The organism is Streptomyces sp. EDA2-14, from assembly GCF_054963755.1.
Window position 1 is genome coordinate 112,475 of the sequence record NZ_JBUEGE010000021.1, and the last position, 14,417, is coordinate 126,891.

The 14,417-nt window shown below is 72.1% G+C and carries 13 protein-coding genes; 2 read left to right on the top strand and 11 right to left on the bottom strand.

The window, feature by feature from the left end:
• Positions 1-7: 7 nt before the first annotated feature.
• The 7 genes from rraA to ACY34M_RS35060 form a co-directional block, all read right to left on the bottom strand.
• On the bottom strand, positions 8-499 hold the full coding sequence (gene rraA / locus ACY34M_RS35030) for a ribonuclease E activity regulator RraA (RefSeq protein WP_462716738.1): 492 nt from the start codon (positions 497-499) through the stop codon (positions 8-10).
• A gap of 62 nt (positions 500-561) precedes the next feature.
• On the bottom strand, positions 562-1,203 hold the full coding sequence (otnC, locus tag ACY34M_RS35035; protein ID WP_462716739.1) for a 3-oxo-tetronate 4-phosphate decarboxylase: 642 nt from the start codon (positions 1,201-1,203) through the stop codon (positions 562-564).
• Complete coding sequence (otnK, locus tag ACY34M_RS35040; RefSeq protein WP_462716740.1) at positions 1,200-2,453, bottom strand: 3-oxo-tetronate kinase; 1,254 nt, start codon at positions 2,451-2,453, stop codon at positions 1,200-1,202. Before otnK ends, otnC begins: the two co-directional genes overlap by 4 nt.
• 93 nt (positions 2,454-2,546) lie before the next feature.
• Entirely contained in the window at positions 2,547-3,644 is a 1,098-nt protein-coding gene (locus ACY34M_RS35045; protein ID WP_462716741.1) for an isocitrate/isopropylmalate dehydrogenase family protein, read from the bottom strand.
• Positions 3,645-3,719: 75 nt separating this feature from the next.
• On the bottom strand, positions 3,720-4,583 hold the full coding sequence (locus ACY34M_RS35050) for a sugar phosphate isomerase/epimerase family protein (protein ID WP_462716742.1): 864 nt from the start codon (positions 4,581-4,583) through the stop codon (positions 3,720-3,722).
• On the bottom strand, positions 4,580-5,281 hold the full coding sequence (locus ACY34M_RS35055; protein ID WP_462716743.1) for an aspartate/glutamate racemase family protein: 702 nt from the start codon (positions 5,279-5,281) through the stop codon (positions 4,580-4,582). The genes ACY34M_RS35050 and ACY34M_RS35055 overlap by 4 nt, the downstream gene beginning before the upstream one ends.
• A gap of 176 nt (positions 5,282-5,457) precedes the next feature.
• On the bottom strand, positions 5,458-6,174 hold the full coding sequence (locus ACY34M_RS35060) for a FadR/GntR family transcriptional regulator (RefSeq protein WP_462716744.1): 717 nt from the start codon (positions 6,172-6,174) through the stop codon (positions 5,458-5,460).
• A 254-nt stretch (positions 6,175-6,428) separates the two neighbouring features.
• Between ACY34M_RS35060 and ACY34M_RS35065 the strand changes: the two genes are divergently transcribed.
• The gene (locus ACY34M_RS35065; RefSeq protein ID WP_462716745.1) at positions 6,429-7,724 is read left to right on the top strand and encodes a CitMHS family transporter; all 1,296 of its coding nucleotides are present in this window, start codon (positions 6,429-6,431) and stop codon (positions 7,722-7,724) included.
• A gap of 20 nt (positions 7,725-7,744) precedes the next feature.
• Here the strand turns inward: ACY34M_RS35065 and ACY34M_RS35070 are convergent, their stop codons facing one another.
• From ACY34M_RS35070 to ACY34M_RS35085, 4 genes are all read right to left on the bottom strand, one after another.
• Positions 7,745-9,091: a serine hydrolase domain-containing protein gene (locus ACY34M_RS35070; RefSeq protein WP_462716746.1), complete on the bottom strand. Its 1,347-nt coding sequence runs from the start codon at positions 9,089-9,091 to the stop codon at positions 7,745-7,747.
• Positions 9,092-9,187: 96 nt separating this feature from the next.
• Entirely contained in the window at positions 9,188-9,811 is a 624-nt protein-coding gene (locus ACY34M_RS35075; RefSeq protein WP_462716747.1) for a TetR/AcrR family transcriptional regulator, read from the bottom strand.
• A 4-nt stretch (positions 9,812-9,815) separates the two neighbouring features.
• Complete coding sequence (locus ACY34M_RS35080; protein ID WP_462716748.1) at positions 9,816-10,949, bottom strand: hypothetical protein; 1,134 nt, start codon at positions 10,947-10,949, stop codon at positions 9,816-9,818.
• Positions 10,950-11,000: 51 nt separating this feature from the next.
• Positions 11,001-12,527, bottom strand: coding sequence for an FAD-dependent oxidoreductase (locus tag ACY34M_RS35085; protein WP_462716749.1), 1,527 nt, complete (start codon positions 12,525-12,527; stop codon positions 11,001-11,003).
• Positions 12,528-12,671: 144 nt separating this feature from the next.
• Here ACY34M_RS35085 and ACY34M_RS35090 point away from each other — a divergent pair, with 144 nt between their 5' ends.
• Positions 12,672-14,339, top strand: coding sequence for a PucR family transcriptional regulator (locus ACY34M_RS35090; protein WP_462716750.1), 1,668 nt, complete (start codon positions 12,672-12,674; stop codon positions 14,337-14,339).
• The last annotated feature ends 78 nt before the right edge of the window (positions 14,340-14,417 follow it).

Genomic DNA, 14,417 nt, shown 5'->3' on the forward strand with positions numbered 1-14,417 from the left:
AGAGTTCTCAGGCGTCCGGCAGCAGCACGACACCGTCGTCGTCGGCGTGCAGGACATCGCCGGGCCGGAAGGTGACACCGCCGAACGTGACCGGCACGTCCACCTCGCCCGCCCCGTCCTTGCTGCTCTTGCGCGGTATGGTGCCCAACGCCTTGATGCCGAGGCCGAGTTCGGCCAGGACCGCGCTGTCGCGCACGGCGCCGTGCAGGACGAGTCCCGCCCAGCCGTTCTCGCGGGCCGAGCCGGCGATGAGGTCGCCGACCAGCGCGGTGCGCAGGGAGGCCCCGCCGTCGACGACGAGCACGTGTCCCTCGCCGGGTGTGCGCAGCAGCTCGCGCAGGAGACCGTTGTCCTCGCGGCAGGAGACCGTACGCACCGGGCCCGCGAAGGCGTGCACGCCGCCGAACTGGCGGAACTGCACGTCGCAGACGCGCAGTTCCGCGCCGTGCCGGTCGACGAGATCGGCGGTGGGGACGGGTCGGTGGTGGGTTCCGGGCATGGGTGGTCCTCAAGTCTTCGAAGGGGCGGGGCGGAAGCGTGTCGCTCGGGCGGGCCCGGCCGTCAGTGGGAAGGGGCGAGCGCCGCGGCCTGTCCGGGCGTGAGGGGGCGGGTGCGGTGTCCCTGGAGGAGGAGGTGCAGCTTGGCGGTCTCCTCCAACTCCTCCGTGGCGTCGGCCGCTTGGGTCAGGCTCGGCGCCGCCACCACCGGACCGTGGTTGGCCAGCAGTGCGGCGTGGTGGCTCCGGGCCGTCTCCTCCGCGAGCGGTTCGAGGGCCGGGTCGCCAGGTGCGTGGTACGGCAGCAGCGGCAGGCTGCCCACACGCATCGCGTAGTACGCGGTCAGCGGCGGAAGGGCGTTGCCGGGGTCGAGGTCGGCGAGGCAGGAGACGGCCGCCGCGTGCGTGGAGTGCAGATGGACCACGGCGTGGGCGCCGGGCCTGGCGCGGTAGAACGCGGCGTGCAGGAACGCCTCCTTGGTGGGGCGCGGCCCGTCGAGGTGGCGCGCCAGCACGTCGGTGCGCGACAGTTCGTCCTCGGTGACCGTGCCCAGGCTGGATCCGGTCGGGGTGAGCAGCAGGCTGCCGTCGGTGAGGCGGACGGAGAGGTTGCCGGTGGAGCCGTGGGTGAGGCCCCGCGTGAACAGCGAGCGCGCGGTGCGTATGAGCTCGGCGCGGGCCGTACCCTCGTCGGCGTACGCGTTCATCGGGCAGTGTCCTCCAGGGCGCGGACGAACAGGTCGGGGGCGCCGAAGTTGCCGGACTTGAGCATCAGCGCGAGGTCGTCCGTGTACGTCCACGGCACCCCGGGGTCGGCCTCCTCGCCCACCAGGACCGCCCGGATTCCCAGCGCCGTGGTGACCGCGCCCGAGGTCTCGCCGCCCGCGACGAGCAGCCTGCGCACCCCGCGTCGTACGAGTTCGGCGGCGAGCGTCCCGAGCAGGTCCTCGACCTGTGCGGCGGCCATCGCCACACCCAACTGAGCCTGCACGGCGGCGAGTTCATCGGGCGAAGCCGACGCGTACACGAGCACCGGGACGTCCGGGTCCTGTGCCTCGTACCAGTCCAGGGCCTCGCCCGCGACGTCGCGCCCGGCCGCCGCGGCGAGCACGTCGAGGTGGAGCGCCGGGAGCCCGGCTGCGTAGAAGTGGGCGATCTGCTCCAGGGTGCGGGCCGAGCAGCTGCCGGCCAGGACGGCCGCGCGCCCGCTCGGCAGCGGGGTGCTCGCCGGGGCGCGCCCGGAGGAGGGGTAGGCGTGACCGAGGCCCTCGGCGAGGCCTGCCGCCCCGGTGACCACGGGCAGTTCGAGCGCGGCGGCACCGAGCACCGCGAGATCCTCGTCGGTGAGGGCGTCGGCGATCACGTGCCGCACACCCTCCCGCTCGTACCGGAGGAGTGCGTCACGTACGGCGTCGACACCTCGCCGGACCGTGCCCCAGTCCACCAGCCCCACCCGGTGGCCGGTCTGCGCCGAGAGCAGCCGCGGCAGCGAGGAGTCCGTCATCGGGTTGAGCGGGTGGTGGCGCAGGGGCGACTCGTCGAGCGGCTGGTCGTGCACGAAGAGGTGGCCCTGGTACACCGTGCGGCCGTTGGGCGGCGAGGCCGGGCAGGCGAGTGTGAGCGGGGCGCCGGCCGCGTCCAGGAGGGCGTCGGTGACCGGGCCGATGTTGCCCGCCGGGGTCGAGTCGAAGGTGGAGCAGTACTTGAAGTAGACCTGGGCGGCGCCCTGCGACCACAGCCACTTCTGGGTGGCGAGCGAGTCGGCGACCGCCTCTTCGGCAGGTGTGGAACGGGACTTGAGGGCGACGACGGCGGCGTGGCAGTCACCGGGCAGTTCGGTCTCGGAGCCGGGGACACCGAAGACGAGCGCGGTGCGCAGACCGGCCCGGCGGAACGCCGCGGCGACGTCGGTGCCACCGGTGAAGTCGTCGGCGATGCAGCCGATGCGCAGGGTCATGTCGGGCTCTCCAGGAACGTGCGGGGGAGGGGGAACGGCGGGGCGGACACCGGTCAGGGCACTTCGGGGCGCCGCCCCACCGAGATCGTCGAGTCAGCTCTGCCCGGCACCGGCCTCGATGGCCTTGACGACGGCCGCGGTGAACTCGGTGGTGGACGCCGAGCCACCGAGGTCGCGGGTGGAGGTGCCCTCGGCGATGGCCTGCGCGACACCCGCCTCGATGATCTGCGCGAGCCTGGCCAGTGCCGGGTCCTCGTGACGCGCGGCCAGCCACTCGAAGAGCATGGCGCCGGAGAGGATCATGGCGACCGGGTTGGCGAGGTTCTGCCCGGCGATGTCGGGGGCCGAGCCGTGCGAGGCCTGGGCCATGGCACGGTCGGCGGAGGCGTTGATGGAGGGGGCGGTGCCGAGCGAACCGGAGATCTCACCGGCGAGGTCGGAGAGGATGTCGCCGAACATGTTCTCGGTCACGATGACGTCGAAGTCCTGGGCGCGGCGCACCAGATGGACGGTCATGGCGTCGATGTGGAAGTCGTCGACGGCGACGTCCGGGTACTCCTCGGCCACCTCCTGGCACACGGTCCTGAACAGCCCCGTCGTCAGCTTCAGGACGTTCGCCTTGTGCACGATCGTGAGCTTCTTGCGGCGCGAGCGGGCCAGCTCGAAGGCGACGCGGGCGACGCGCTCGGTGGCCTCGCGGGTGATGATGCCCATCATGATCGCCGTATCGGCCGTGGGCATGAACTCACCCGTGCCCGCGAAGGTGTTCCGGTCGGCATAGAAGCCCTCGGTGTTCTCGCGGACGATGACGAGGTCGGCGTTGTCGCAGACGGCCTTGGCGCCGGGGAACGACTTGGCGGGCCGGATGTTGGCGAACAGCTGGAAGTGCTTGCGCAGCGTGCCCGACGGGTTGAGCTGCGACGTGTAGGGCTCCGGGTAGGCGACCGAGTCGTGCGGGCCGAGGTACCAGCCGTCGAGCTCGGCGAGCGCGGTCTTCGTCTCGTCCGGGACGGTGGCACTGTGCGTCTCGATGGCGGAGGCGCCCAGGGGAAGGGTGACCCAGTCGACGGAGGTGCCGGTGACGCGGGCGGCGGCGTCGGCGATCTCGACGGAGGACGGGACGATCTCGGGACCGATGCCGTCGCCCTCCAGGACGCCCAGGCGGTAGGTGTGGCTGGGGGTGTTGCTCATGTCCGGTTCCTCTCCGGTCGTGTGGTGCGGGGGAGTCGATCTGCTACGAGGCACTACTGGGGTGCTGCTCGGGCGCTACGTGGGTGCTACGAGGGTGAGCCGGGCGGCGTCGTGCACCGCTGCCCACGAACGGGCCGCGGCACGGGCACTGTCGCCTTCCCGGGTGTGCTCCATGGACAGCCACCCGGTGAAGCCGCCGTCGCGCAGCGCGCGCAGCAGCGCGGGCAGACGCCGGTCGCCGGTCTCCAGCGGGCCGCGGCCAGTGGCGGAGGCGAGCTGAAGGCAACCGCTGTCCCGGCCGTGCGCGGCGACGGCGGCGACCGGGTCGAGTCCTTCCTGCTCCAAGTGGTGTGTGTCCAGGACGAGTCCGGTCGGCACATCGAGCGCGGCGGTGAACGCGAGGGCGTCCGCGGGGGTGTTCCACAGGGAGGTCTTCGCCTGCTTCTGCGGTTCGATCAGCAGCCGGCTCCCGAGGGTGTCGGCCTCGGCGGCGAGGCGGCGCACGGCCTGTTCGGCCCAGCCGCGCTGCAGGTCCGCAAGGCCGGGCAGGTACGTGCCCCGGGTCTGGCCCAGCGTGACCGGCACACCGAGCACGGCGGCCAGCCGGGCGGCGCCGAGCAGCCGGTCGAGCGCGTGCCGACGCACGTCGGGCGCCGGATCGGCGAGGGTCAGGCCGTCCTGCGCCGCGACCGGACCGGTGCCGAGGGCCGCGACACGCAGGCCGGAGGACGCCAGCGCGGCCGTCAACCGCTCCGCGTCACGGGCCGACACGTCCCGGACCTGCACCTCCACGGCGTCGTAGCCGATCTCCGCCAGTTCGCGGGCCGCCTCGGCGAGCGGTGCGTCGAAGCCGAGGGACATCGACGTACGGCAGTCGTCCGAAGAGACGGTGTAGGCCAACGGCCAGGGGAGACCCGCCCCGGTCGGCGGCCCGGTCATCGCGTGGCCTCCGGGACGGCGGACGACGGGGCGAGCAGCGCGGACCGCAGCTCCAGGGCGGCGGCCCCCGCCCCGTCCAGGACGGGCAGGCCGAGGAGTTCGGACAGTGCGGGTCCGGCCGGGGCCAGGGAGTACTGGGCGAGGAGCACGGCCTGGACGTCGTCGGATCCCGTCGCGCGCACGGCGTCGGCGAGGTGACGGGCGATCTCCTGAGGAGTGTCCGCGTCCGCGGCAGCCTCGCTCAGCGCGGCGTCGACCCGCACCGGGCGGCCGGGCCGCAACTGCGCCGTCAGGGCTTCGACCTGGGTCATCGCCGCGGGTACGGCGGGCGCGGTCGAGGCGGCGACGACGAGTCGGTCGTGCGGCCCGTCGAGCGCCGCGCGGAACATCGACTCGTCCGACTTCAGGACGGGGATCCGCCACAACGCGCGGGCGGTGTCGACGACATCGCCGTACGAGGAGCAGGTGAGCAGCACGCCGTCGGCGCCGCCGTCCGCGGCGAGGCCGATCAGGCGCAGCATGCGGCGGCGCAGCGCGTCGTCGAGTCCGCCGACGGCACGTGCGTCGTCGAGGAGCCGGTCGTCGAGGAGGTTCCACAGACGGGCCTCCGGGAACTCCCTGGCGAAGCTGTCCTGCGCGATGCGCGCGGCAGCGGGAACGGCGTGGATCAAGGCGATCAGCGGTGGGCGGTCATGCACCGGGCTTCCCCTCTTCCGGTTCGCGGCACCGCTTGGTGCGGTGTCGCTGCGTCACTGTAAGCAGCAACGGTTATCCGGTCAACCGGTAAACCGGTTGGATGTGTGCGGGGCCCTCCCCGGCGTTGCGGGGCACCCCTGGGTGACCGCCGACGCGACCGGGCGGGCGACCCGCCCGGTCAGTCGGCGGTGTTCTGCTCCAAGGCTTCGTGCAGGCGCCGCGAGGCTCCCCTCATGTGCCGGCTCATGGCGTCCCTGGCGGCCTCGGGGTCGCCCTTCTCGACCGCTTCGAAGATCGGTACGTGGTCGTCGTACGCGATCTTCCGGGTCCGCACGGCCCCGGTCCGCTCCACCCAGCCGCGCTGGATCATCGCCCGCATGCCCTTGAGCATGTCGCGCAGCACGCTGTTGTCTGCGAGGTCCGCGAGCGCGGCGTGGAAGGCGGTGTCCGCCTCGGCGAACTCGTCGTCCGGGCACTCGCGCATGACGGCGAGCCGGGCGCGCAGCAGTGCCACCCCGGCCTCGTCGCGGGCCGCGGCGGCGAGTCCCGCGACGACGACCTCCAGCTCGGCGCGCGCCTGCATCATGTCCTTCGCGCCGCGCTCGCCGAGGACCAGACCGAGCTCGAAGAGCCGGTACAGGACATCGGAGTCGGTGCCACGGAAGTACGTCCCGCTGGACTGGCGGATCTCCAGCAGGCCCAGGAAGCCGAGCGACTTGATGGCCTCGCGCACGGTCGGCCGGTTCACTCCGAGCATCTCGGTGAGCTGCCGCTCCGAGGGGATGCGGTCGCCCGGCTGGACCTCCCCGGACATCAGGTAGTCGATCAGCCGCCGGGACACCTCGGCGGCCAGCGGCTCGCGCGGCTCGACCGTGATTCTGGAGAGTTCGGCCATGGATTCCCTCGCTTCGGTATTGACGATCAGCCCGGAGTCTAGTTACCTACCGGCTAACCGGTAAACCGGTTAGCCGCACCTGGGTGTGCCCCACGAGACCTGAGCCGCCCCCACAGGTTCGTCCTCCCGTACACCCGGCCGTCAGCGCTGCGCTCAGCCGTGCCCGCGACACCGGGCGCCCGACCGCACAGGCGCCGAGGTGCGCGCCTCAGCCGCCGCCCGCCGCGACCCGCGCCCTGCCCCAAGGAGCAACGATGCTCGCCGTACTCGGCTTCGCCACACTGGGCAGCTTCATGCTGCTCGTGATGCGCAAATACCTCTCCGCGTTCACCGCCATCATGCTCACGCCGATCATCGCCGCCGTGGTCGTCGGCAAGGGCACCAGGATCGGCGACATGATCATGGGCGGCCTGGAGACCGTCGCGCCCACCGCGGTCCTTCTCCTCTTCGCTGTCCTCTACTTCGGCCTGATGATGGAGGCCAAGCTCTTCGACCCGATATCGGCGTTCATCATCCGCGCCTCCAAGGGCGACCCGATGCGCATCGTGGTCGGCACCGCGGTGCTCTCCCTGCTGGTCGCCCTCGACGGCGACGGCACCACGAGCTACATGATCGTGTGCTCCACGTTCCTGCCGATCTACCGCCGCCTCGGCATGAACCCGCTGATCCTCGCCGCCATCGCCACCATGGCGCTCGGCACGATCTCCGGCACCACACCCTGGGGCGGCGCCGCGACCCGCGGCATCAGCGCCCTGCACCTCGACGCGAGCGACTACTTCGTCCACATGATCGGCCCGATGGCGCTGACCAGCCTTGCCATCATCGCCGTCGGCTACTGGCTCGGCCTGCGCGAGCGCCGCAAGCTCGACCCCGAGAAGCGAGACGCCTACAAGCTGGAGGTCGCGTCCGGCGAGGCCGTCCCCACCGTGGAAGTCACCTGGCGCATGTGGGCGAACGCGGCCCTCACGGTCCTCCTGATGGTCCTGCTCATCCTCGAAGTCGCCGACCTCGTCGTGCTGTTCATGGTCGCCTTCGTCATCGCGCTGCTCCTCAACCTGCGCACGATCGAGGCCCAGCAGGAACTCATCAAGCGGCAGGCCGCGAACGCCGTCCCCGTCGTCATGCTCGTCCTCGCCGCAGGCATCTTCACCGGCATCATGACCGACGCCGGAATGATCAAGGCGATGGCCAACGCGGCGCTGTCCCTGGTCCCCGACGGCTGGGGCAGCATCGTCCCCCTCTTCACGGCCGTACTCGCCCTGCCGCTCGGCTTCTTCATGTCGAACGACGCGTACTGGTTCGGCGTGGTCCCGGTCCTGGCCGAGTCCGCGAGCCACTACGGCATCCACGCCAACGAGATCGCCCGCGCCGGCGCCATCGGCCAGATCCTGCACAGCATGGGCCCCACGTCGGCCCCGCTCTGGGTCCTCCTCGGCCTGGTCAGGGCCGACCTCGGCGACTTCCAGAAGATCGGCCTGCGCTGGGGGATTCCGGTGTCGCTCGCGTACATCGTGTTCGCGCTGGCGACGGGGGCGATCACGATCGGGTGACCGTACGGGTCAGGGGCCGGTCAGTCCGTGAGGCGCGCCGCCGCCCGGCTGTTGTGCAGGTACTGCGCCCGGCCCTCCGCGTCCTTGCCGACGAGGACGAACACCTCGTGCCGCCCCGCGCGTTCCTCGACGGAGATCAGCCGGTCCGGGCCGAGACCCACCAACTGCTGGGTGGTGCTGTCGTAGCCGAGCAGCACCCTGGCCTCGTCGGTGCGCGGCGTGGTGGTCAGCGATGTGGTGCCGTCGTCGTGGACGGTGAGGTCGAAGTCGAGGATCGTGGAGCGGTACCTGCCGGTGGCGCGGTGCGCGTCGACCGGGGCCGGTTCCTCGGGGACGCGGGGGAGGGCGGGGAGGCGGGCGCCCGCGAGTTCGCCGAGAAGGTGGCCGCCGATGTCCTGGAAGAGGGCCGCGGCGTCCCCGCCGTTGGTGAGCACGGCGACCGCGACACCCGCCTCGGGCACGACCCGCAGGAACGCGTACTGCCCGATGGTGCCGCCGTCGTGGCCGATCATGGTGTGCTCGGGCTGGTCGAACAGCATCCAGCCGAGCCCCCAGCGGTCACCGAGCCCGCCCAGCGGCGGCGTGCTCACCTGCGTCTCGCGCATCACGTCGAACGCCCGCTCACGCAGGTGCAGTTGGGCGAAGCCGAGCAGGCTGCGCGCCGGCATCGCCAGTGCTGCGCCCGCCGGGGCGGTGGAGACCGGCAGTCCGTAGACCGGTGCCGGTTGCGGGTCGGGGCCGAGGTGGCCGATGGCCGGCAGTTCCAGGATTGCCTCGCCGACGTGGGTCGCCACGTGGCCCAGGCCGAGCGGCGTCACCAGGTGTTCACGCAGCGCCGCGTTGAAGGACTGCCCGCGCAGCACCTCGACGAGCCGGCCGAGCACCACGTACCCGCTGTTGCAGTACGAGAACTGCTCGCCCGGCGGGTACAGCTGCTCGGCGTCGGCCAGCGTGGGCAGATAGCGCTCGACCGCGTCGTCGTTCGCGCCCGTGTCGGTGAACCGGTCGCCCTCGATCCCCGAGGTGTGGCAGAGCAGTTGGCGGACCGTGACGGTCGCGGTGGCGTGCTCGTCGGCCACGGCGAACTCCGGGAGGTACGCCCGCACCGGGCGGTCCAGGTCGAGCAGCCCCTCGTTCGCCAGTTGCTGGACCAGGGTCGCCGTCCAGACCTTGGTGATCGACCCGATCTGGAACACCGCGTCCGTGGTGACGGGCACCCCCGTGGCTCTGTTCACCACACCGGCGGCCGCGTCCACCACCTCGCCGTCCACCAGCACGGCGACCTGCGCGCCGGGCACCTTGTGCGTGGCGATCCGCTCGGGCAGGTTCTCCGTGAGCCAGGTCTGTGCCGCGGACGCTCGGGACATGACTTCCCCCTCGTTAATGCCTCGTGAAAGCAAGTGAGTCAGCCAATGGTGCTACCAGGCATGCCGTTTCGCCACAAGGCGGCCGGGGCCCGTGCCTCAGGAGCGCGGGTGTGTGGGCGCCGACGGCCGGGACAGCGCGGGGGCCAGCCAGCGGTTGAGGAGGGCGCGCAGCCGGGCCTCGTCCTGCGGGGTCTCCCCGGGGTGCTGGAGCAGCGATGTCAGGAGCCGCATGATCATTTCGGCGAGGCCGTCGAGGTCCTCCTCGCCGATGCCCGCGGCGGCCCAGTCGACGGGGAAGCGCTGCAGCATCTTGGCGCCGTAGACGATGGTGTCACTCGTGGTGGCGCCGCGGCCGAAGGCGGTGGTGTCGCCGAGTTGCAGCAGGAGACTCAGGCGTGGCTCGGTGGGGATGGTCCGTACGCAGAAGACCATGCCCTCCACCACGGCTTCGGCCGGGTCGGTGATGCCCTGCAAATGCGCGATCATCAGGTCGACGAACGACTCGGCGCCCTGGGCCGCCACCTCGGCGATGATGTCGCTGAGCCGCCCGAAGTGGCGATACACGGTCTGCCGGGTGACGCCGAGCTCTCCCGCGACGTCGGACAGGGTCGTCTTCGTGACGCCGTGCCGGTCGACGCAGCGGGCGGTCGCGTCGATGATCCGCTGCCGTGCCTCCGCGTCCGATGCGGGAGGTCGGCCTCCCCAGCCGTGGTGCCCCATGGCCTCAGGATCGCACAGGCTCCACGGCCCGTTCGGGCGCGGTCGCGCGGACGGCGGCCACGACAAGACCGGTCGCGGCGACCGCGCACAGGACGGCGTACCAGAGGCTGCCGACCGGTGTGCCCTGCCCGGTGACGCCGCCGGTCGCGTCGACGTAGGCCGGCAACGCGACCAGCCAGAGCACGACATGGACGCCGAGGTACGCCACCGGGTAGATCCGTGCGAACGACGGCGACGTGACCGGGGCCGGGGCCGGATCCGTCCGTCGCGCGCGCCAGGTGTCCGCGAGCACGTAGAGGCCGACGATCCAGACCAGCGCGATCTCGACGCCGAGGACGGCCCGCTGGATCCCGAGCTGGTCCCCGCCCCGGAAGAGGTTGCTGGGCACACCGGCGATCCCCATCGCCAGTGGTGTCAGGACACCGGCGGCGACGGTGCGCAGGGTGATCTGTCGGCCGGTGAGGGTGCCCCGGCCGTCCCGCGCGCCGACCAGTCGTACGACGAGCCAGGTCATCGCGCCGAAGGACACCGAGGCGAACAGGAACATGCTGTTCATCGGGACAGAGGCGAGCGCCGGCTCGTTGATCATCTGGTTGCCGGGGTTCCAGGCCCACCACTTCAGCTGCGGCCCGAGCTGATCGAAGATCTCGTAGAACACCTGGCAGACGAACGCGACGACCAGTGAACCGGCCAGCGGCCCGCGCCGCGCGAACACGCCGAGGACGCGGACCAGTTCGTAGGCGAGCTGCGACAGCGCCGGATAGAACGCCACGATGTAGAGCGGCAGCCGGTCGTACATGAACTGCACCGTGAACACGTTGTGGGAGAAGATGAACCCGACGTGCTCCTGGAGGCCGAACCAGCTCGGGAAGTAGAGCGGCGGCTCGATCACCGCCAGGTAGACGACCGAGGCGAACCACAGCGAGATGTTGACCGGGTCGCCGTCGCGGCGCCACCTCCGCCACGCATGGACGAAGGCGAACACCGCGCCCCCGACGACGAGCAGTTCGAGGAACGGCATGGTGCCGCTCTCCAGACCGAACGGGTTGCGGAAGTCGACGACGGGAGCCGCGTCGTGGCAGGAGAAGCCGAGTCCTTCCGCGAGGCGCTCGGCCGCTGAGTCGCATGAATGGCCCATTCGTCTACGCTCCTGCTCCTCGGGTGGGTCGTGTCAGTCGTCTCGGTCGTCTCAGTCGTTGACGAGGTCGGTCTCGGCGGCGGGGGAGCGGTCCTGGTGGATGCGGCCGTCGCGCCTGGTGACACCGGTGAAGTCGGTTCCGGGCGGGTCCTGTTGGTCGTCGAACCCGTGGGGCACGACCGTGCGGCCGAACAGCTCGCGCACCTTGTGGCGCGCGATGCGGAGCCAGAAGCGCGGGTCGGTGGCCATCTCCCGGAGCGACTTGTCGAGGTTGAAGACCTGGGTGAACGTCCGCTCCACGTAGTCGTCCTCACGGCTCGTGGCGGTGATGGCGTTGAAGACCGGCCAGCTCAGGCGCGCGGCGATCCTGCGGCGCCAGGCGGGGACGACCTCGCTCCCGGTCGCGAAGTCGTAGGCCTGGTCACGGGCCATCGCGAGCATCCAGGGCACGTCGAGGGACTTCTTCTGCCGGGCGAGGAACGCGCGGAAGAAGGCGGTGTCGAGGGTGTCGTGGGCGCGCAGCAGCTCGGCGAGGATGAGCGCGGAGCGCGCCGCCGAGCTCATTCCCTGGGCGTAGAACGGGTTGAACGCGCAGATCGAGTCACCGACGCTCACGAGCCCGAGGGGCGGCCGGTCCAGCAGGTCGAAGCGGCGCCACTTGTTGCCGGTCGAGCGGGTGAGGTGCACCTCGGACGTGGGGGTGCAGTCGTGCATCGCCTGCCCGAAGGACTTCGCCCGTACGCGGTCGGCCGCGGCCTCGAAGGTGTCGACCTCGCGCGGCATCCGAAGACCCCACGCCCCCATGCACACGATGGCCCGATCGCCCTCGATCGGGAAGAAGTTGCTGAGGAACTCGTGCTCCTCGGGGTGGTCGCCGGTGTCCTGGGTCGGGGTGACGACCAGGTGCTTCCACCACCACGAGGCGGGACGCCGGTCGGTGGGCGGCAGGTCGTACCACCGGGAGGTGTAGGTGACCTTGGCGTCGAGGGTCTTCTCCTCGGCCGCCGGCCATCCCGCACCGCTCAGCCAGTCCGCCACGGAGGAGCCACGCCCCAGAGCGTCGACCACCAGATCGGCGGCCAGCCCGCCCGGTTCGTCGCCCGCGCGGAAGTCGACTCCCTCGACGCGCCCGGCCGTGGTGCCGCCCCCGCTGGTACGGAGCCCGGTGACGGTCACGCCCTCGCGGATCTCGATGGCCGGCAGCTCGCGGACCTTGTCGCGCAGGACCCGCTCGATGAGCACGCGGGAGCTGTAGACCATCGTCATCGAACTGGACTTGCGCGCGGCCCAGCCGTCGTTCTCGCAGTACGCCGCGTCCAGCGACGGCATCAGGAGCATCCCGCCGGCGGCGATCAGGGCCTCCTCGAAGCCGGGGAAGATCTCACCGATCGCGCGGCGCCCGGAGTTGAGCAGGAAGTGCGGGTGCTTGCTCTGCGGTACGCCGCGGCGATGCTCGGCGTCCGGCGGCAGTTGGTCCCGCTCCAGGACGATCACCTTGTCGAAGTGGTGCGCGAGCACTCCCGCGGCGCACAGCCCCGCGACGCTGCCACCGAGCACCACGGCCGTCTTTCCCCGCATGATTCCTCCATTCATACATAGCGTGACTGAATGTATGATTGACGGAGGGGAAGCTAACAGGCGCGCCTTGAAGGCGCCAGGCTTTCTGAGCACCACCTCACGACGACATGACGGGCGCCTGTCTCCCGTTCGTATGCTGGCCGCATGATCACAGGCTCCACGCCGGGGGACGTCACCCTGCGCCGGCTCCTCGCCTACGACGAGGACGGCATCCTGCGACTGGTGCTCGCCCCCGCGGGGCAGGACGTCGTCGTACGCGGTGTGGTCATCGGGGACGAGGGCGAGGCGCGCCCCCACGACGGGCACGTGGTGCTCGCGGCCGGGGCGGGCACGGAACCCGGGGCGACGGCGTGCGCCGTGCGACAGGCGGCCCGGCGGGGCGCCGTCGCGGTCGTCGTCAGGGGACGCGGCGCGCAACCGCCGCCCGACGACGCGCTCGCGGCCGCGCGGGAGAGCGGCGTCGCCCTGCTGGAGCGGGCCGTCTGGGCGGACTGGGCCGACACGGTCGAACTTCTCCGCTCCGCCTCTGCGTTCGTGTCCGCGGGCACCGGCGAACGGCTCGCGGGGGACATCGCCGGTGGAGGTCTCGCCGTGCTGGCGCAAGAGGTCGCCCGCTACTGCGACGCCTCCATCACCATCGAGGACACCCAGTTCCGGCTCCTCGCGCACTCCGCGACCAGCTCCGCCGCCGACCCGGAGCGCACCTCGACGATCCTCGCCGGAAAGGTGCCCGACCGCCGTGTCGCGCACCTGCGGCGCAGCGGACTGCTGCGCGCCCTGTGGACCTCGCGGGACGTCATCCACCGCCCCGCCGACGGCGACGATCCCGAGCGGCTCGTCGTCGCCATCCGCAACGGCGGCGAGATGCTCGGCTCCATCTGGGCGGCGGCCGACGGCAGCAGCTTCTCGCCGGACGCCGAGGAGGCGCTGCGGCGCGCCGCCGACGTCGCCGTGCCCCACCTGCTGCAGCACCGCCTGCGGACCGCCGTCAACCGGCGGCGCGAGGAGCACGCGCTGCGCGGCCTGCTGTGCGGCGAGGGGGACGCGGGCTCGCACCTGTGGTCGCTCGGCGTCGCACCCGACACACCCTGCGCCGTGGTCGTCGCGGAGCGGGACCACCCGACGGGGGACGCCACCGAACGCAGCCTGCAGGCCCTGTGGTTGCAGGCGACGGCCCACCGGCTCGACGTGCGGGTGCTGCGGGAGAGCGACCGGATCACCGTGCTGCTGCCGCTGCCCGACGGCGACGAGCGCGCGGCGCCCGCTCTCGCCCGTGAACTCGACTCGCTGGCCACCGCCCTGCCGGGCGCGCCCGCCGTCTGGATCGGCGCCGGACACGTCGCCCCGACACCCCTGAACGCCGCGGACTCCTGGGAGCAGGCCCGGCTGGTGGTGCGCGCCGTGCGGGAGCGCGCGGCCCGAACCCCGGGGACCGCTGCCCCGCCCGCGCGGTACGCCGGGCACGGCGACGTGGCGCAGACCGTGACGGTGCTCCGCGTGCTCGACGCCCTGCGGCCCGTGTGGCGGCGGCACGGCGGGCCCGTCCGCGACCTGCTCACCGCCGACCTCGCCGCCGGAGGAGAGCTGTTCCGCTCGCTTGCCGCCTATCTCGACGCGGGCGGCGACGTCCCCCGCGCCGCACAGCGCCTCGTGCTGCACCCCAACACCCTGCGCTACCGGCTGCGGAGGGCGCGCGAGCGCTTCGGGATCGACCTCGACGACCCCGACACCCGGCTCGTCGTCACGCTGGCGGTCCGCCTGGCCGACGCGGGCCCGGACCCCCGCGACGGCCGCACGGCGCAGGGTCGTTGACCCGATTTGGGCCGGTGTTTGGCCGGGAGGACAACCGAGCGGCGCGGTTTTGTGCGGGGCCATGAAGACGCGGGCCCC